The organism is Nocardioides daeguensis (assembly GCF_019192965.1).
GTDB classification, from domain to species: domain Bacteria; phylum Actinomycetota; class Actinomycetes; order Propionibacteriales; family Nocardioidaceae; genus Nocardioides; species Nocardioides daeguensis.
The window spans coordinates 1-16,263 of record NZ_JAHTKU010000015.1; the positions used below are offsets into that span (position 1 = coordinate 1).

Sequence of the window (16,263 nt, forward strand, 5' to 3'; positions counted from 1 at the left end):
GTCATCGAAGACAGGTCGGATCGTGTGAGAAGGTTTCACTTACGAGGTGCCCCTTTGGGTAGGTCAGATGCTGACGTCGCAATCAACATCGTCCCTGCTCAAGGGGCATTTCTCGTTCTACGCCACGCTCACCTGACCAGCCGCCCGTGGTGGATCAGGGCTGAATCACATCGTTGTAACTATCGGGTTCGGTTGCTTGTTGAAACAACCAGCAAAGAACTAGCCCTGTGTTTGCGCAGGTCAGGTGGCGTCTAACTGTCAGCGTTAGTGATTGCGTCAAAGAACCGGCAAGCAACTACGACAGCCAGGTGCTAGGCCGCCCAGTAGGGCACGTAACTCATCGCACGCTTCCCGGCGGTTGGGTCGTAAGGAACGATCAGACCGGCCTCCAGCGTCTCCTTCAAGAGCCTGGAGGCTGTGGCGGCACTGGAGTCCGGCAGGCCGAAGCGAGCGCGGATCGACGAGTTAGTTGCCTGCTCGCGGTTGACGTACTTGAGGCAGGCGTGGAGGTAGACGGTCGTCGCGCTGCATCGCTGTCAGCTTCCTCGGCCCGAAGAGGACCACTCGAGTGTGCGTGTCCGTGGTCTCGATGAGCGGGGCGGGCAACTGGTGGATCTCGATCTCGAACACGATTTTGTCCCAGCCGCTGCCGCGCTCTTCGCAGACGCGCATCTGACGCATCGAACGGGCGAGTTGCTCGTTTCTGGAAACTGGCGGACTGTCGATGAACCGCTTGGTGTCGATGAGAGGGACGCCTGGATTCGTGATCTCGAGTCGATCATCGAAGATCTCGATCGTCGGTCCGGTGCCCTTCTGGCTGAAGTCCTGGTGGATCAGCATGTTTGCGATGAGCTCGCGGACCGCCAGGTCTGGATACACCGGTTCGAGGCGGCGAAGACCTCCTTCGATCACTTCGTCTGCGGGTAGGGCGTTGGAGGTGTAGGTGAAGAGCCCTTGGAAGCCGGCGGCGTAACCACGCTCGCCGATCTGCTCGCGGGTGGTGTGCACTCGCGTTCGGTCCTTGTAGTGGATCACTCGCGGCGCCTTCCGCGACAAGCCGCCAGAGTCGTTCAAGTTCCGTGCGAACAACAGCGCTCCGAGATTGGTGATGGTCCACTCGTCGCTGACGTTCCAGCCCACCATGCCGGCAGCGTCCAGCTGCGCAAGGGTTTCCTGCTCGCTACTCGGAGGGCGAATGTCGGTGAGACTAAAGTAGGCGTCTACGTCTAGGAGGCGGAAGATGTCCGCTGGCGTCACGTGGGTCAAGGCTGGCAGCGCTTCGAACGAACGCGACTCGAAGGTGAGCCACAGTCGCTTCTCGAGCTCCGGGTGGTTCTTGAGCTTCTTGCGATAGGAGCCCACCCGGATGAACTCTTCGCCCTTCCATTGAGTCGGCCGGTGTTCCGCAGCGGCGACCTCGAGAAGAACGACGGCGAGGCCGTCGATCTCGCCCGCCTGGAACTGGATGTGTGGGGCGGGGTCGAGAAGTCGTGACAGCCACGGAATGAGGTCTTCCTCACCCGCCCCCTTCTTGGTGGCCGGCTGGAAGTTGGTGCCCACAACCCTGTGCGTCTGATTCTCGATTCCCCACACCACGTAACCGGCGCTGACCCGCTCGAGTGCAGCCGCGTTGGCCAGCGCGGAGATGTACTCGCCGATCTCCTCAGGCGCGGAGTTGTTCTGCTTGAACTCGACCCAAGTGGTCTCCGAGGGCAGTCGGCGAAGCTCGGAGACGATGCGCTGCAACTCCTGGTCGAGCAAAGCCGTCTCCTTCTGAACAGGGACTGGTACAGCAATCAAGCCTAGACGTCGGCCGGGCTGCACCGATCAGCGCCGACCAGCCACGTCTGCGAGCACCTCGACTGGCCCGTCGGCCGAACCCCGGCGCGGAGGGGCGAGGCTCAGCCACCGGTTTCCGGTTGACCATCACTGACAGGAGCCAGCGTCGAGATTCCTCCGCCGATGCGGATCCGCGACGGCCGGCGGCTATTTGGCGGCGGCCAGCACACGACTCAGGCCCGAGACGTCGAGCCGCAAGAACCCTCAAGAATGGGATGACGGTAGGGATGCGGGCCCGGAAATGTCAGCAGGTCAGGCCCGGAGTCCGGGCCTGACCTGCGAAGACATCTGCGCGCCTGTAGGGATTCGAACCCCAAACCTTCTGATCCGTAGTCAGATGCTCTATCCGTTGAGCTACAGGCGCCCGTCGCTGGGCGACCGAATGAGAATAGCCGAGGCGACGCGCAGATGCCGAATCAACGACGCCGCCGCGGCGCCGGGCGGTGTGGAAGCATGACGCCATGACCGCCTACCAGCCCGAGGACCGGGCCCTTTTCGAGGCGGAGGCGATCGGTCTGTACGAGCAGGTGCTCGCCGAGGGCGGGCTGCCGGCGGACGACCCGCGCCTGGTCGAGGGCTCCTCGCTCCGTCGTGCGTTCGACCTGCTGGTCGAGCTGGGCCTGCTGCAGCTCGACGCCTCCCGCAAGACCTGGCGCCCGCTCGAGCCGAGCAACGCGCAGTCGCGGGTCGTGACGCCGCTCGGCAACGAGGGGGCGCGCCTGCTCGAGGAGTCGGCGCGCTGGGCGTCGGCGTTCGCGCACCTGGCGCAGAGCTGGCGCCGGTCCCCGGCTGCGAGCGAGTCGGGCCCGTTCCTCTACCTGCACGGCGAGGCGATCAACCCCTACCTCACCACGCTGGTCAGCGAGGCCCAGGAGGAGCTGCTGACCGCCCAGCCGCAGGCGACGCGCAGCGCGAAGACGGTCGCCGAGGCGAGTGCGCGCGACGTCGAGGCGCTCCGGCGGGGCCTGGCGATGCGCACGCTCTACCAGCACAGCGCCCGACGGCACCCGGCCACGCACAAGTACGTCGCGACGGTGACCGAGCACGGCGCCGAGGTCCGCACGCTCGACGAGTTCTTCAACCGGATGATCGTGGTCGACCGCCGAGTCGCGCTGATCCCGGCCGCCGACAGCCTGGCGACCGCCGTCGTCGTGCGGGAGCCGGCGATCGTGGCCTACCTGGTCGACGTGTTCGAGCGCGCCTTCGCGCGCGGGCGCCCGTTCGCGAGCGCGGGGCAGAGCGTGACGAAGGAGATCGCCTCGGAGCAGCGCTCGATGACGATCCGGATGCTCATCGAGGGACACGCCGACGCGGTCAGCGCGAAGCGGCTCGGCGTCAGCCCGCGCACCTACGCCGGCTACGTCGCCGAGCTCAAGGAGGAGTACGACGCCGAGACGCGCTTCCAGCTGGGTTACACGATGGGGACGTTGGGCATCGCCGGTCAGGACGACGACGTCAGGTCGTCCTGATCGCGGCGGGGGTCCGCCGGGTCAGCGGCGGGCGTGGTTGAAGACCCTCCAGCCCCAGCCGGTGTCGGCCTCGGCGGCGGTCGGGATGGAGATGATGACGGTCGCCGTGATCAGCGCGGCCAGACCGTAAGCGGTCTTGCGAGCGAGCTTCTTCATGAGCATTCCCCTCATTGGTGGTCGGCCGAGCCCGTCCTGCGGATGCACCCGAACCGCTGACGCCTGCCCCCCTGTCGGCGTCACCAAACATCTTTCACCAATGAGCGTGAATATGCGAGACCCCCGGCAGTGGCTGCCGGGGGTCTCGTCCTGCGGCGGAGGCGGAGGGATTTGAACCCTCGATGGGCGATAAACCCAAACCGCATTAGCAGTGCGGCGCCATAGACCGGACTAGGCGACGCCTCCTCCACTGCGCCGGTCAGGGACCGGCCAGCGTCCCCAGGCTACTAGGACGCGATGCGCGCGTCCCAATCGGGCCGTCCGGATCCCGGGGCGCGGACAGGTTCAGCCGGCGGCGCGCTGGAGGTGGGCGCGTACGTCGCGGGCGAAGTCGTCCTTGTCGCCGGCCACGAGCTGCACCGGGATGGTCGTGCTCCGTCCGTCGCGCAGACGCAGCACCAGGCACTCGATCCCGGACGGGGCGGCGGCGACGGCGTCCTCGACCTCGGTCCAGCGAGCCTCGCTCGCGCCGACCGCGCGGATCATCCGGACCCGGTAGCCGGCCTCGGTGAGACGGACGACGACCAGCCGGGTGCGCAGCCACCAGCCGAGGGCGATCAGGCCGAGGACGCCGAGGCCGAGCACGAGGACCAGCAGGTCGGCGTTGAGGTCGGCGGCGGCCACGACGGCGGTGATCGCGAGCAGCACCAGCGCCAGCAGCACCAGGTAGGCGCCGACGAAGCGGGCCGCCACCGGCGGGGCGAGGCGGTAGTCGGTGACCCGGTTCGGCTGCGCGCTGCTCATGGCCGCATTGTCCTGCGCCCCTCGCGGACCGGCCAAAGCGGCGCACGCGCCCCCACTAGACTCGACCCGGTGCCCGGCCGACGCGCGCGTCGTACCGGGTCCGGGAGAGGTGCCGGAGTGGCCGATCGGAACCGCCTTGAAAGCGGTCGTAGGGAGACCTACCGCGGGTTCGAATCCCGCCCTCTCTGCAGATCGCCCCGAGCCGGCCGGCCCGGGTCGCACGCTCACAGGAGCGGCGCGAACCGCCCCGGCTCCGGGCGTACGGCGGCCGCCTGCTCGGCCACGCGGCTGCGCCGGCCGCGGTTGCCGGTGAGGGCCAGGTCGAGGCGGATCAGGAACCAGCCGAGGACCAGGCCGACAGCCAGGCCGTAGACCACCGACAGCGCGGCCTCGGTGACCGAGACGGCCGGGTTGGCGAGGGCGGTGGCGGTGGGCGAGGTGGCGGCGACACCGAAGGCGCAGACCCACCAGCCCTGCCGGCGCCGGGCCCGCATGTGGCAGCCGTAGGCGAGGGCGGGGACGCCGAGGACGGTGGCGATCGGGCGCGGGAAGGCGCCGAGGTGGTCACGGCTCCACGCGACCCAGTCGAGCAGCTGGTCGACCAGGCCGGTCGAGCCGTAGCGGCGCAGCATCTCGGCGTACAGCAGCGTCACGGCGAGCACGAGCACGCCGATCGCGACGATGATCAGGCCACGCCTGCCGAGGCCGTGGAAGCCAGCACCCAGGCGGTGCACGAGGACGATGGCGCCGAGGAAGGCGAGCCCGAGCCCGACGTACTCGAAGCGCTCCTTGTGGATCGCCGGCTCGAAGCCGACGGTGGCCATCGCGCCGATCCCGGCGACGACCAGGCCGACCACGCACTCCCGGGCGGCGGTGGCGATCCCCGCCGCGGGCACGGTGATCATCACGCCGAGCACGGCGGCGACGGCGGAGGTGCCGACCGCGGCACCGGTCAGCAGCAGGTCCTGGTCGGTCAGCACCGCGACCAGGCCGCACACCAGCGCCAACGGGGCGAACACGAACGGGCGACCGCCCGTCCGCGCCGCCAGACCCCAGGTGAACGCGGTCGCCACGGCGACCGAGCCGGCGGTGCCGAGCCAGTCCGGCCCGACCGGCACCATCGCGCAGACCAGGGCGGCCGCGCTGAGCACGACCACGACGAACCAGATGGTCAGCGGCGCGCGCGACGCCCCGAACTCTCCGATGCGCTGCTCGAGCGGGACACGGGAGGGGGCGCGGGACACGGAGAGGCAGCCTACATTCGCCTGTTGAGCAGGGACGGATTGAGGCGACGGGCCTCCTCGAGCACCGTGCGCTCGATCACGGCGCGGACCACCTCCGGCTGCTCGGGACCACCGGGACCGGCCTCGACCAGCACCTCGCCGTACGGGTCGACGACCAGGGAGTGGCCGCAGTAGCGGCCGGCGGGCTGGCCGACGGCGGCGACGTACACGGTGTTCTCGATCGCCCGGGCGAGCAGCAGGGTCCGCCAGTGGTGGACCTTGCGGGGACCGGCCACCCAGGCGGCGGGGACCACGATCAGCTCGGCGCCGCGGTCGACCAGCGCCCGGGCCAGCTCGGGGAAGCGCAGGTCGTAGCAGGTCATCAGCCCGACCTTCCACCCGTGCAGCTCGACGACCACCGGATCGACCGGTCCGGCCGTGAGGCGGTCGGACTCGCGGTAGCCGAAGGAGTCGTAGAGGTGGATCTTGCGGTACGACGCCGTCACCTCGCCGCGCACGAGCAGGGTGTTCCACGGCCGCGCCGGGTCCGGCCCCTGCTCGAACATGCCGGCCACGAGCGTGGTGCCGTGCGCGGCCGCCGCCTCGGCGAGGGCCGTGCCGAACGGGCCGTCGACCGGCTCAGCGTACGCGCTGACGTCGGACCCGGCCTCGCCGAAGTCGCGGGCGAAGACCTCGGGGAAGACGACGAGGTCGGCGTCTCCCGCGTGCTCCGCGGTCAGCTTCGCGACCGCGTCGCGGTTGACCGCGGGGTCGAGCGCCGCCGCGGCCTGCACCAGCGCGAGGCGGAGCGTGGGGGCTGTGGGGCTGCTCACGGTGCCAGCCTACGAGTCCTTTGGGAGGATCCAGGGGTGGTGATCGAGCTCGGACTGGCCGGATTCGCGGCGATCGTGCTGGCCGGCGGGCAGGGGTCGCGGCTCGGTGGGGTCGACAAGGCCTCGATCGAGGTCGACGGTCGCCCGCTGCTCGAGCATGCCCTCGACGCGGTGCTCGACGCGAGCGAGGTGGTGGTGGTCGGGCACCAGGTGCCGACGGACCGGCCGGTGACCTTCGTGCGGGAGGAGCCGCGGTTCGGCGGCCCGGCGGCCGGGCTGCTGACCGGGCGCGACATGCTGCTGCGCTCGTTCCCGACGATCGCGGTGCTCGCCGTCGACATGCCGCGGCTCGCGCCCGGCACCTTCCGGCGGCTGCAGGAGGCCGCTGTGGGCCACGAGGGCGCGGTGCTCGCCGACGCCGACGGTCGCCGCCAGCTCGCGTTCGTCGTGGAGACCGCCCGGCTGGACGCCGTACGCCCGGACCACGAGGGTCAGCATGGCCTGTCGATCCGGGCGCTGCTCGAGCCGCTCGACCTGGTCGAGGTCGCCCCCCTGGGCGACGAGGCCCGGGACATCGACACCTGGAGCGACCTGCGCGACATCGCCGGCGAGGCCGACGGGGACGCCGGCCCGTACTGATCTGGACTGGCCCCGGGGTGTCTGGAAAACCTTGCACCCGCGAGACCCGCGGGTCACTCTGGACGGGTGAACCTCCACGACTGGATCGATGAGTTGTGCGACGCCCTGGACATCGAAGCCGAGGCTGACGAGGGCCTGCTCGTCGACCTCGCCGGGATCGCGGTCGAGAACGTCCACCCGGCCGCGGGGCTCGTGACCGCCTTCCTCCTCGGGTTCGCCGCCGGCGAGCAGGGTGCCGACCCGGACGCCGTCGAGCGGCTCGCCGCGAAGGCGCAGGGGCTCGCCGAGTCGTGGGACCGGCCCGCGGGTGCGGCCGACGAGGACGATGCGGACGTCGCCTTCGAGGAGCTCGCGGACGCCGACTACTCCGACGAGGACTCGCTGGTCTGACTTCCGGACCCCATGCGAATGGGTCGCGTGAAGGCCGAATCCCCGACCAGAACGCATGGTGTGCCGGCCACCCGACACACTGGTCCCATGCGTGCCGTCACCCAGTCCGCCCCGGGCGGGCCCGAGACCCTCGCCGTCACCGAGCTGCCCGACCCGGTCCCGGGGCCCGGCGAGGTGCTCCTCGACGTGGCCGCGACCGCGGTCAACCGGGCCGACCTGCTGCAGCGGCAGGGGTTCTACCCGCCGCCCCCCGGCGCCTCGGACATCATCGGCCTGGAGTGCAGCGGCACCGTCGCCGCGCTCGGCGAGGGCGTCACGCAATGGGTGGTCGGCGACCGGGTCTGCGCGCTGCTGGCCGGCGGCGGCTACGCGAGCCGGGTCGTCGTACCGGCGGGACAGGTGATGCCCGTGCCGGACGGCGTCGACCTGGTCAGCGCCGCGGCGCTGCCCGAGGTGGCCTGCACGGTGTGGTCCAACGTGTTCATGATCGCCGGGCTGCGGCCCGGCGACGTCTTCTTGGTGCACGGCGGGGGCGGTGGGATCGGCACCTTCGCGATCCAGCTCGCCGCCGCGTCCGGTGCCCGGGTGTTCACCACCGCGGGCAGCGCGGACAAGCTTGCCCGCTGCCGCGAGCTCGGCGCCGAGGTGGGGATCAACTACCGCGAGGAGGACTTCGTCGAGGTGGTGCGCGCCAACACCGGCGGCGCGGGCGCCGACGTCGTGCTCGACAACATGGGCGCCAAGTACCTCGCCCGCAACGTCGACGTGCTCGCCGACGAGGGCCGCCTGGTCGTGATCGGCATGCAGGGCGGCACCCGCGCCGAGCTCGACCTGGGCCGGCTGCTGGCGAAGCGGGGTGCGGTGATCGCGACCGCGCTCCGGTCACGTCCGGTCGAGGGGAAGGCCCGGATCTGCGCGTCGGTCGTCGAGCACGTGTGGCCGCTCGTGGCCGACGGGACGATCCAGCCGGTCGTCTCCGCCGTGCTCCCCCTCGACGACGTCGCCGAGGCGCACCGGATGATCGAGTCCGGCGACGCCGTCGGCAAGGTGCTGCTCACCCCCTGATCCGGGCCGCCGACGTCAGTCGGTCCTACGGTCGTCGAGGCACAAGATGTTGTCCTCGCTGTCCTTGAACCACGCGGCGTGGCCCATGCCGCCCATCCCGGCGATGTCGCCGTCCCACGTGACACCGGGCATGTCGTAGTGCTCGAACGTCAGTCCGCGGGTGCGGAGCTCGTCGACCACGGGGCGTACGTCGGGGACGTGGAACTGGGCGATGGTGTGTCCCGCCTGGCCGGCGTACTCCGTCTCGTAGAGGAAGAAGTCCGTCCCACCGGCGCGGTAGACCAGGCCTCCCGGGTTCTCGTCGGCGGGCGTGAGGCCGAGCGTGTCGGCGTAGAACTTCCGGGCGCGGTCGAGGTCCGCGGTCGGGATGTTGGCCGAGACCGTGCACTCCTCCAGCAGCATCGCGGCCCCTCCTCAGGCGCTCTGGAAGTGCGGGTGGTGCAGGTCGTGGAAGGTCGCTCCGTGCATGGCGTACTCCAGCTCCTGGCGTACCTCGGTCGGCGGCTCGACCTTCTCGCCTTCCCGGGCCGCGGCCTCGGTGGTGAAGGCGACGGTCTCGATGAAGCTGCCGTCGGGCTCGACCGCGAGGGTGCCGCCGAGGATGTCGGGGCGCATGTCGTGCAGCGACGCGGTGTCGGCCAGCATCGCCTTGAGCCGGCTCGGGTCGTCGACCTTGCCGCGGATGATCTGGACGAAGCCGGCGTCGTCGGAGCCGCCGTCCATGAACATCGTGACGTCGTCGCAGTCGTGGAACTCGGCCGGGCCGTCCATGAGGGCCATGAAGCGCTCGGCCCAGGCGCTCTGCTCCGGGCGTGCGGAGTTGGCCATCGCCTCCTCACGGGACGCGAACCGGACCACGGCCATCAGCTGGTCGTCGTCGGTGAAGCCGTAGGTACCGCCCAGCCAACCGGGCGCGCCGGGCGCCAGGTCGCGGCGCCACTCCTCGAGCATGGCGTTGGCCTCGTCCTGCCGGGTGCAGGCGGCCTGGATCATCTGGATGAACATGTGCTGCTCCTCGGTCGTCGGATCGGACGTGGATGTCCACAGAGCCGGTCGAGGCAGCCACACACCGGGCCCCGGCCGGGCCCATCGGCAACCTACGCCGCGCCGCGCGTACTGCCATCACCCAACGGGGGGAAGATCCGGCGCCCGGTGTCCCGGGGGCTGCCGGTGGGCTGCCGGTAAGTTGGGGGCATGAGCGATAACGCCTCCGGGAGCGAAGAGCAGATCCTCGTCGTCGGCCCCGACGGGCAGCCGATCGGCACCGTCCCGGCGTCGGAGGTCCAGCAGGCCGAAGCCGCCGCACACGACGAGGACGGCGACGACGGCGAGCGCGCGCTGACCGACCTGGTCGAGCAGCCGGCGAAGGTGATGCGGATCGGCAGCATGATCCGCCAGCTCCTCGAGGAGGTGAAGGCGGCTCCGCTCGACGAGGCGAGCCGCAGCCGACTCGCGGCCATCCACCGCTCGTCGATCGCCGAGCTCGAGCAGGGCCTCGCCCCCGAGCTGGTCGAGGAGCTCGAGCGGCTCTCCCTCCCGTTCTCCGAGGACTCCACCCCGTCCGAGGCGGAGCTGCGGATCGCCCAGGCCCAGCTGGTCGGCTGGCTCGAGGGTCTGTTCCACGGCATCCAGACCGCCATCTACGCCCAGCAGATGGCGGCCCGCGCCCAGTTCGAGCAGATCCGCCGCGCCCTGCCCCCGGGGATGAGCCTCGCCGGGCCCGGCGGCGGGCCCGGCGGCCACCCCGGCCACGCGGAGGGCCAGCCGGCGGCCGAGCAGGCGAGCGGCGAGCAGCCGACGAGCGGCGGGATGTACCTCTAGGAGCCTGCCGTCAGCGCCGGCGGCCCAGCCGCGACACCAGCAGCAGACCGAGCACGCCGATCAGGCTGATCGCGCCGCCCGACGCCAGCACCCGCCCGATCTCGGGCGGCTCGCCCAGCGGGTCGGTGGGCTGGTGGAAGGTCACCGGAGCCGGGGTCGGGATCGGCAGGGGCGGCGGCTCGACGGTCGCGAGGTACTGCTCGAGCATCGCCGCGAGCTTCGGCGTCAGTCCCTTGGGCAGCGGCACCGTGCCGTCGCAGGGGTCGGCCACCATGCCGTCGACGGTGTCGTCGGTGAAGAAGAGGTACGACGTCCCCTGGGCCACGCCCGGCTGCGCGCCGACCGGCCAGTCGACGGTCACCGCGGCCTGCTGGCCCTGGGCGACGTCACCGAGCCAGACACGCTGGACGCTCACGCCGTAGCCGACCCGACCCGAACCGGTGACCGGCGCGGCCGCCTCGACGCGGCCCACGAAGACGTCGTCGGCGGCCGCGGCCCGCTGGTCGAGCGCCGCCTCGTTGGTGATGTCGACCGGCGTGCAGTCGGCCGGCAGCCCGCTGGAGGAACCGGCCGCGGCGCCGGGCAGCGCGACCAGCGCCACCGGCACCGCCAGCAGGGCGGCACGAACCAGACGGGGAGACCTCACCGCCCCATCCCACCAGATCCGACGGCAGGGAACCAGCGGCCGATCTCGACGGCGGCGCCGTCGTCGTCGACGGAGTGGGTGACCGCGTCGGCCTTCTCCTTCACCTCGTCGACGGCCTGGCCCATGGCCACGCCGCGGCCGGCCCACTGCAGCATCTCGATGTCGTTGCGACCGTCGCCGATCGCGAGCACGTCGGCGCGGTCGACGCCGAGCTGCTGGGCGACGTACTCGAGGCCGGAGGCCTTGGAGATCCCGACCGGGGCCAGGTCGAGCCACGCCGTCCATCCGACGACGTAGTCGGTGCCCTGGAGCCCGAGGTTGGCGGCGAGGGCGACGAAGTCCTCGGCTGTCGCCTTCGGGTCGCGGATGATGACACGGCTGACGGGCTGGGCGACCATGTCGTCGACGTCGGCGATGATCGTCGTACCCCCGAGCTCGCCGTCGGGGAAGGGTCCGGACACGCGGTAGCCGATCCCGCGCTCCTCGACCGCGACCAGCGCCTCGGGGTGCTGCGCGAGGACGGCGGCGACGGCCGGGCGGGCGTCGAAGGTGACCTCGTGGACGACCTCGGCGGGCGGGTAGCGCAGCACGACGGCGCCGTTGGCCGCGATGATCCAGAGCCGCTCACCGTGGCCGTGGAGGTCGAGCTTGTCGGCGACGATCGTCATGTTGTGGGGCGCGCGCCCCGAGGACAGCACGACGTGGGCGCCCGCGTCGAGGACCCGCTGGACCGCGTCGTGCACCGCCGGCGTGACCTCCTCGTGGCTCATGCCGAGCCCCGTCACCCACTTGAGCAGGGTGCCGTCGATGTCGAGCGCGACGAGGCGGGGCTGCCAGTCGGGGGCGGGCCCGGTCATCGGCTCACGGGCTCCAGCAGCTCGAGACCGCCCAGGAACGGCTGCAGCGCCTTCGGGACCCGGACCGAGCCGTCGGCCTGCTGGTGGGTCTCGAGGACGGCGACGATGGCGCGGGTGATGGCGGTCAGGGTGCCGTTGAGGGTGGCGATCGGCCCGATCGGTCCGGCCTGTCCCGAGCCTGTCGACGGGAACCGGCCGCGGGTGTCGAGGCGGCGGGTCTGGAAGTCGGTGCAGTTGGAGGTCGAGGTGAGCTCGCGGTACTTGCCCTGGGTGGGGATCCACGCCTCGCAGTCGAACTTGCGGATCGCGCTGCCGCCGAGGTCGCCGGCCGCGATGTCGACGACCCGGTAGGCCAGTTCGAGCTTGTCGAGGAACTCCTTCTCCCACGCCAGCAGGCGCTGGTGCTCGGCCTCGGCGTCCTCGAGGGTGGTGTAGACGAACATCTCGACCTTGTCGAACCAGTGGACCCGGATGATCCCCTTGGTGTCCTTGCCGTGCGAGCCGGCCTCCTTGCGGAAGCAGGGGCTGAACGACGCGTAGCGGCGCGGCAGGCTCTCGACGTCCAGGATCTCCTTGGAGTGGTACGCCGCCATCGGCACCTCGGAGGTGCCGACCAGGTAGAGGTCCTCGCCCTCGATGCGGTAGATGTCCTCGCCGCCGCCCTGGTCGAGGTAGCCGGTGCCCTCCATCGCCTCGGTGCGCACCAAGGACGGTGCGATCACCTGGGTGAAGCCGGCGTTGCGCGCCTGCTCCATGGCGAGGTTGACCAACGCCAGCTCGAGCTGGGCACCGACCCCGGTCAGGAAGTAGAAGCGGCTGCCGCTGACCTTGGCGCCACGCTCGAGGTCGATCGCGCCGAGCATCCGCCCGAGCTCGATGTGGTCGCGCGGCTCGAAGCCCTCGGCGGCGAAGTCGCGCGGCGTACCGACCTCCTCGAGGACCACGAAGTCGTCCTCGCCCCCGGTCGGCGTCTGCTCCGCGACGACGTTGGGGATCGCCTTGAGGGCGGTGGTCCAGGCCTCGTCGGCGCTGGCCTGCTCCGCCTCGAGGTCCTTGACCTCGGCGGCCAGCTGCTTCACCTGCGCGAGCAGCGCCTGCTTCTCCTCGCCCTGCGCCTGCGCCACCTGCTTGCCGAAGGTCTTCTGCGCGGCGCGCTTCTCCTCGAAGGCGGCGATCGCGGCGCGGCGGACGGCGTCGGCCTCGAGCGCACGGTCGACCACGTCGGGAGACGCCCCGCGCTTGGCCTGCGAGGCGCGGATGCGGTCGGGCTCGTCGCGGAGGATGCGCGGGTCGATCATGCGGCTCAGGCTATCCGTCGGGTCGGACTCGCCGCGCATCGGTTTCGCCGGTGGCCCGGCTGCATGAATCCCCGGATATCAGGGATTGCATGCGCTTGTCAGGTGTTGCAACCCCTGACAAGCGCAGGGATCCCCGGACATCCGGGGATCCCTGCACCCCTCAGTACGGCGCGATGGGCTCGGGCGAGGGGAAGAGCGCGTCGAGCCCGGCGAGGTCCTCGGGCGTGGGCACCCAGGAACCGGCGGCCGCGTTGGCGACCACCTGCTCGGGCCGGGTGGCACCGGCGATCACGGACGCGACGGGCGCCTGGGCGAGCAGCCAGCCGATGGCGACGGTGACCTCGGAGACGCCGCGGTCGCGGGCGAACTCGGAGTAGGCCCTCAGCGTCGGGGAGACGGCGTCCTCGAGGAGGTGCTGGCGGGTGTGGGACAGCCGGGTACCGGCGGGGGCCGCGCCGGAGGCGTACTTGCCGGTGAGCAGACCGTTGGCGAGCGGGAAGTACGGCAGCACGCCGATCCCGAACGCGCGGGCGGCGGGCAGCACCTCGAGCTCGGCGCGCCGGTCGGTGAGGTTGTAGTGGTTCTGCGCGGAGACGAAGCGCTCGACGCCGAGGTCGCGGGCGACGTACTCGGCCTGCGCGATCTGCCAGCCGGCCCGGTTGGAGTGGCCGAGGTAGCGGACCTTGCCCTCGCGGACCAGGTCGTCGAGGGCCGACATCGTCTCCTCGATCGGCGTGCGCGGGTCGGGGGTGTGGAACTGGAAGAGGTCGATCCAGTCCGTGCCGAGCCGGCGCAGGGACGCCTCGACCGCGGTGCGGACGTAACGGCGCGAGCCGCGGGCGCCGAAGTCGGGGCCGTTGGCGCCGCGCATGTCCATGCCGAACTTCGTGGCCACGATCACGTCGGCCCGGCGCGAGCCCAGGGCCGCTCCGAGCCGCTCCTCGGACAGACCGGGCGTCGCGCCGTACGTGTCGGCGACGTCGAAGAAGGTGATCCCGGCGTCGATCGCCGCGCCGACCACGCGGTCGGTGCCCTCCTGCGACTCCGTGGCGGTGCCGGGTCGGCCGAGGTTGTTGCAGCCGAGGCCGATGCGGGACACGACGAGGCCGGAGCGGCCGAGGGTCACGGAAGCGGGGACGGTCATGGCTCGACGTTATCCTCCGGGGGTGCTCGACCGACCCCGCCGGACCCCGCTGCTGGCCTCGCTGATCCTGCTGGCACTGTTCGTGGCAGTGGCTGGCGCCGTCGCCGCCGAGTGGGCCTGGGTGATGGACCTCGACAGCCACGGCGAGGCCGCGCGCGACTGGGCCGGCGAGCGGGCCTGGTTGCGCGAGCCGCTGCGCGCCATCGAGCTCGCCTTCGGCACCGCCAGCATGACCGCGGTCACCACGGTCCTCACGCTCGCGCTGTTCGTGAAGGGTCACCGCCGGGCCGCGATCCTGGTCGCGGCCGTGATGGCGGCCACCGCCCTGCTGACCTACGTCACCAAGGTCTTCGTCGGCCGCGGCCGGCCCGTGTGGCAGGACCCGGAGTACTTCCTGCACTCCAACGCGTTCCCCTCCGGCCACACCTCGTCGGCCGCCGCGTTCGCCGGTCTCGTGGTGCTGCTCGCCGTCATGCTCGTCCGTCGACCCGGTATCCGTCGCCTGGTCTCGACGCTCGGGGTGCTGACGTGGGCGGTGGTCGCCGCCGACCGCATCCTGCTCGGCCGGCACTACCCGAGCGACGTGGTCGGCGGCACCCTGCTCGGCCTCGGCGTACTGCTGCTCGGGGTCGCGCTCTACAACCCGCTCCCCCGCAGCCACGCGCTCAAGGCCGAGCCGCTGCCTGAGGCGTACCCGTCGGCACGCCGGCTGGCCGTGGTCCTCAACCCGATCAAGGTCGAGTCGGTCGAGCAGTTCCAGACCCTGGTGACCCAGATGGCGATCGAGTCGGGCTGGAACGAGCCGCGCTGGTACCTCACCACCGTCGAGGACTCCGGCACCGGCCAGGCCGAGCAGGCCGCCGTCGACGGCGCCGACCTGGTCATCGTGTGCGGCGGTGACGGCACCGTCCGCGAGGTGTGTGCCGAGCTCGCCGGCACCGGCATCCCGGTGGGCGTCGTCCCCGCCGGAACCGGCAACCTGCTGGCCCGCAACCTGGCGGTCCCGCTGTTCATCCGCGCCGCCATCGACATCGCGCTCACCGGCCAGGACCGGGCCATCGACATGGTCGAGGTCGACGGCGACGGCCTCGAGCCCACCCACTTCATGGTGATGGCCGGCATGGGCTTCGACGCCGCGATCATGGAGGGCGTCAACGAGGACCTGAAGAAGAAGGTCGGCTGGCTCGCCTACGTGGTGTCCGGGCTCAAGGGCTTGATGTTCCCGGCGATGAAGCTGGAGATCTCGGTCGACGACATGCCGTTCACCAAGCACCGCGCCCGCACCTGCGTGATCGGCAACGTCGGCAGCCTGCAGGGCGGGATGAACCTGCTCCCCGATGCCGCCATCGACGACGGCCTGCTCGACGTCGTGCTGCTCTACCCCCGGCGCTTCCTCAGCTGGATCCCTCTGGTGCTGCGCGTGCTGACCCGTCGCGAGCACAACGCCGGCGAGTCGGTCGCCCGGATGACCGGCCGCAAGGTCGTCGTACGCGCGTCGGGCGAGGTGCCGCGCCAGCTCGACGGCGACACCATCGGGCTGGGCTCGGAGCTGCGGATGGAGTGCATCCACGGCCGGGTGCTGGTGCGGGTCCCGCGGACAGTGTGAACCGCACCCCATGCGCATTGGTACGTGATCAGCCCGATCCCCGACCAGATCGCATGGGGTGCCGTCAGCTCCGGGCCAGCCGCGCGTGGGCGACCGCCTCGGACTCCTCCGGCGACAGCTCCTGGTCGCTGCTCCAACCGGCGACCGACTTGGCGTAGGTGCGGGCCTCGTTGCGGCCGCGGATCGAGGTGAGGACGACGCCGTCGCCGGCGTCGTCGAGCAGCGCGAGCGACCAGGACAGCCGCCCGCCCATCTCGTCGAAGGCGTCGTAGCGGACGACGGCGAGGTGGCGCAGCGCACCGACCGCCTCGGCCCGCAGGGCGGCGACCTCGCGGCGCAGGCCGGCAGTGTCGGCGGGCAGGTCGTCCGCGGGCGCCGTACCGCTCGCCCGTCCGTTGCGGAGCGCCACGGCGAGGGCGGCACCGGCCACGAGCAGGGCGAGGAGGGCGAGGACGACGGCCATGGGGCGACGG

Annotated in this window: 18 protein-coding genes and 3 tRNA genes; 7 read left to right on the forward strand and 14 right to left on the reverse strand. The window is 71.3% G+C overall.

Annotated elements, in window-relative coordinates; translation table 11 throughout:
- Window positions 1–465: 465 nt before the first annotated feature.
- Together KU893_RS12255 and KU893_RS12260 are read right to left on the reverse strand one after the other, a co-directional pair.
- A complete protein-coding gene (locus KU893_RS12255; RefSeq protein ID WP_218234658.1) occupies window positions 466–1,761 on the reverse strand; it encodes an ATP-binding protein in 1,296 nt (431 codons plus the stop codon).
- 369 nt (window positions 1,762–2,130) lie between these two features.
- Window positions 2,131–2,203, reverse strand: a tRNA-Arg gene (locus KU893_RS12260).
- A 97-nt stretch (window positions 2,204–2,300) separates the two neighbouring features.
- Here KU893_RS12260 and KU893_RS12265 point away from each other — a divergent pair.
- Window positions 2,301–3,308 carry a phospholipase D-like domain-containing protein gene (locus KU893_RS12265; RefSeq protein WP_218234659.1) on the forward strand — a complete coding sequence of 336 codons (1,008 nt, stop codon included), beginning with the start codon at window positions 2,301–2,303 and terminating at the stop codon, window positions 3,306–3,308.
- A 21-nt stretch (window positions 3,309–3,329) separates the two neighbouring features.
- Here KU893_RS12265 and KU893_RS23250 read toward each other — a convergent pair whose 3' ends face one another.
- The 3 genes from KU893_RS23250 to KU893_RS12275 form a co-directional block, all read right to left on the reverse strand.
- Window positions 3,330–3,464 carry a hypothetical protein gene (locus KU893_RS23250; RefSeq protein WP_257441628.1) on the reverse strand — a complete coding sequence of 45 codons (135 nt, stop codon included), beginning with the start codon at window positions 3,462–3,464 and terminating at the stop codon, window positions 3,330–3,332.
- 156 nt (window positions 3,465–3,620) lie between these two features.
- Window positions 3,621–3,710: transfer RNA gene (locus tag KU893_RS12270), tRNA-Ser, on the reverse strand.
- Between the two features lie 99 nt (window positions 3,711–3,809).
- The gene (locus tag KU893_RS12275; protein WP_218234660.1) at window positions 3,810–4,268 is read right to left on the reverse strand and encodes a hypothetical protein; all 459 of its coding nucleotides are present in this window, start codon (window positions 4,266–4,268) and stop codon (window positions 3,810–3,812) included.
- Window positions 4,269–4,371: 103 nt separating this feature from the next.
- Between KU893_RS12275 and KU893_RS12280 the strand changes: the two genes are divergently transcribed.
- Window positions 4,372–4,456 (forward strand) — tRNA-Ser (locus KU893_RS12280).
- Between the two features lie 36 nt (window positions 4,457–4,492).
- On the opposite strand, the gene KU893_RS12285 is transcribed toward KU893_RS12280, so the two are convergent.
- A complete protein-coding gene (locus KU893_RS12285) occupies window positions 4,493–5,512 on the reverse strand; it encodes a hypothetical protein (protein WP_218234661.1) in 1,020 nt (339 codons plus the stop codon).
- 11 nt (window positions 5,513–5,523) lie between these two features.
- Window positions 5,524–6,324: a carbon-nitrogen hydrolase family protein gene (locus tag KU893_RS12290; protein ID WP_218234662.1), complete on the reverse strand. Its 801-nt coding sequence runs from the start codon at window positions 6,322–6,324 to the stop codon at window positions 5,524–5,526.
- A 36-nt stretch (window positions 6,325–6,360) separates the two neighbouring features.
- Between KU893_RS12290 and mobA the strand changes: the two genes are divergently transcribed.
- The 3 genes from mobA (at window position 6,361) to KU893_RS12305 (ending at window position 8,418) form a co-directional block, all read left to right on the forward strand.
- Window positions 6,361–6,963: a molybdenum cofactor guanylyltransferase gene (gene mobA / locus KU893_RS12295; protein WP_257441627.1), complete on the forward strand. Its 603-nt coding sequence runs from the start codon at window positions 6,361–6,363 to the stop codon at window positions 6,961–6,963.
- A 66-nt stretch (window positions 6,964–7,029) separates the two neighbouring features.
- Window positions 7,030–7,353, forward strand: coding sequence for a DUF6457 domain-containing protein (locus tag KU893_RS12300; RefSeq protein ID WP_218234663.1), 324 nt, complete (start codon window positions 7,030–7,032; stop codon window positions 7,351–7,353).
- Between the two features lie 87 nt (window positions 7,354–7,440).
- Window positions 7,441–8,418: an NAD(P)H-quinone oxidoreductase gene (locus KU893_RS12305; RefSeq protein WP_218234664.1), complete on the forward strand. Its 978-nt coding sequence runs from the start codon at window positions 7,441–7,443 to the stop codon at window positions 8,416–8,418.
- Window positions 8,419–8,433: 15 nt separating this feature from the next.
- Here the strand turns inward: KU893_RS12305 and KU893_RS12310 are convergent, their stop codons facing one another.
- Both KU893_RS12310 and KU893_RS12315 read right to left on the reverse strand, forming a co-directional pair.
- Entirely contained in the window at window positions 8,434–8,820 is a 387-nt protein-coding gene (locus KU893_RS12310; protein WP_218234665.1) for a VOC family protein, read from the reverse strand.
- Window positions 8,821–8,832: 12 nt separating this feature from the next.
- Window positions 8,833–9,423: a hypothetical protein gene (locus KU893_RS12315; protein WP_218234666.1), complete on the reverse strand. Its 591-nt coding sequence runs from the start codon at window positions 9,421–9,423 to the stop codon at window positions 8,833–8,835.
- A gap of 189 nt (window positions 9,424–9,612) precedes the next feature.
- Between KU893_RS12315 and KU893_RS12320 the strand changes: the two genes are divergently transcribed.
- A complete protein-coding gene (locus tag KU893_RS12320; RefSeq protein WP_218234667.1) occupies window positions 9,613–10,239 on the forward strand; it encodes a bacterial proteasome activator family protein in 627 nt (208 codons plus the stop codon).
- Window positions 10,240–10,249: 10 nt separating this feature from the next.
- On the opposite strand, the gene KU893_RS12325 is transcribed toward KU893_RS12320, so the two are convergent.
- The 4 genes from KU893_RS12325 to KU893_RS12340 form a co-directional block, all read right to left on the reverse strand.
- The gene (locus KU893_RS12325; protein WP_218234668.1) at window positions 10,250–10,885 is read right to left on the reverse strand and encodes a hypothetical protein; all 636 of its coding nucleotides are present in this window, start codon (window positions 10,883–10,885) and stop codon (window positions 10,250–10,252) included.
- On the reverse strand, window positions 10,882–11,742 hold the full coding sequence (locus KU893_RS12330; protein ID WP_218234669.1) for an HAD family hydrolase: 861 nt from the start codon (window positions 11,740–11,742) through the stop codon (window positions 10,882–10,884). The genes KU893_RS12325 and KU893_RS12330 overlap by 4 nt, the downstream gene beginning before the upstream one ends.
- A complete protein-coding gene (gene serS / locus KU893_RS12335; protein ID WP_218234670.1) occupies window positions 11,739–13,040 on the reverse strand; it encodes a serine--tRNA ligase in 1,302 nt (433 codons plus the stop codon). Before serS ends, KU893_RS12330 begins: the two co-directional genes overlap by 4 nt.
- A gap of 160 nt (window positions 13,041–13,200) precedes the next feature.
- Window positions 13,201–14,184 carry an aldo/keto reductase gene (locus tag KU893_RS12340; protein ID WP_218234671.1) on the reverse strand — a complete coding sequence of 328 codons (984 nt, stop codon included), beginning with the start codon at window positions 14,182–14,184 and terminating at the stop codon, window positions 13,201–13,203.
- A gap of 22 nt (window positions 14,185–14,206) precedes the next feature.
- Here KU893_RS12340 and KU893_RS12345 point away from each other — a divergent pair, with 22 nt between their 5' ends.
- A complete protein-coding gene (locus KU893_RS12345; RefSeq protein WP_257441626.1) occupies window positions 14,207–15,790 on the forward strand; it encodes a bifunctional phosphatase PAP2/diacylglycerol kinase family protein in 1,584 nt (527 codons plus the stop codon).
- Between the two features lie 64 nt (window positions 15,791–15,854).
- Here the strand turns inward: KU893_RS12345 and KU893_RS12350 are convergent, their stop codons facing one another.
- A complete protein-coding gene (locus KU893_RS12350) occupies window positions 15,855–16,253 on the reverse strand; it encodes a DUF4446 family protein (RefSeq protein WP_218234673.1) in 399 nt (132 codons plus the stop codon).
- Between the last annotated feature and the right edge of the window lie 10 nt (window positions 16,254–16,263).

What these genes read in the sequence shown, in the direction of transcription:
- KU893_RS12265 (WP_218234659.1), top strand. Translation starts at nt 2,301, where the DNA reads ATGACCGCCTACCAGCCCGAGGACCGGGCCCTTTTCGAGGCGGAGGCG.
- KU893_RS23250 (WP_257441628.1), bottom strand. Translation starts at nt 3,464, where the DNA reads ATGAAGAAGCTCGCTCGCAAGACCGCTTACGGTCTGGCCGCGCTGATC.
- KU893_RS12275 (WP_218234660.1), bottom strand. Translation starts at nt 4,268, where the DNA reads ATGAGCAGCGCGCAGCCGAACCGGGTCACCGACTACCGCCTCGCCCCG.
- KU893_RS12305 (WP_218234664.1), top strand. Translation starts at nt 7,441, where the DNA reads ATGCGTGCCGTCACCCAGTCCGCCCCGGGCGGGCCCGAGACCCTCGCC.
- KU893_RS12310 (WP_218234665.1), bottom strand. Translation starts at nt 8,820, where the DNA reads ATGCTGCTGGAGGAGTGCACGGTCTCGGCCAACATCCCGACCGCGGAC.
- KU893_RS12315 (WP_218234666.1), bottom strand. Translation starts at nt 9,423, where the DNA reads ATGTTCATCCAGATGATCCAGGCCGCCTGCACCCGGCAGGACGAGGCC.
- KU893_RS12320 (WP_218234667.1), top strand. Translation starts at nt 9,613, where the DNA reads ATGAGCGATAACGCCTCCGGGAGCGAAGAGCAGATCCTCGTCGTCGGC.
- KU893_RS12330 (WP_218234669.1), bottom strand. Translation starts at nt 11,742, where the DNA reads ATGACCGGGCCCGCCCCCGACTGGCAGCCCCGCCTCGTCGCGCTCGAC.
- serS (WP_218234670.1), bottom strand. Translation starts at nt 13,040, where the DNA reads ATGATCGACCCGCGCATCCTCCGCGACGAGCCCGACCGCATCCGCGCC.
- KU893_RS12340 (WP_218234671.1), bottom strand. Translation starts at nt 14,184, where the DNA reads ATGACCGTCCCCGCTTCCGTGACCCTCGGCCGCTCCGGCCTCGTCGTG.
- KU893_RS12350 (WP_218234673.1), bottom strand. Translation starts at nt 16,253, where the DNA reads ATGGCCGTCGTCCTCGCCCTCCTCGCCCTGCTCGTGGCCGGTGCCGCC.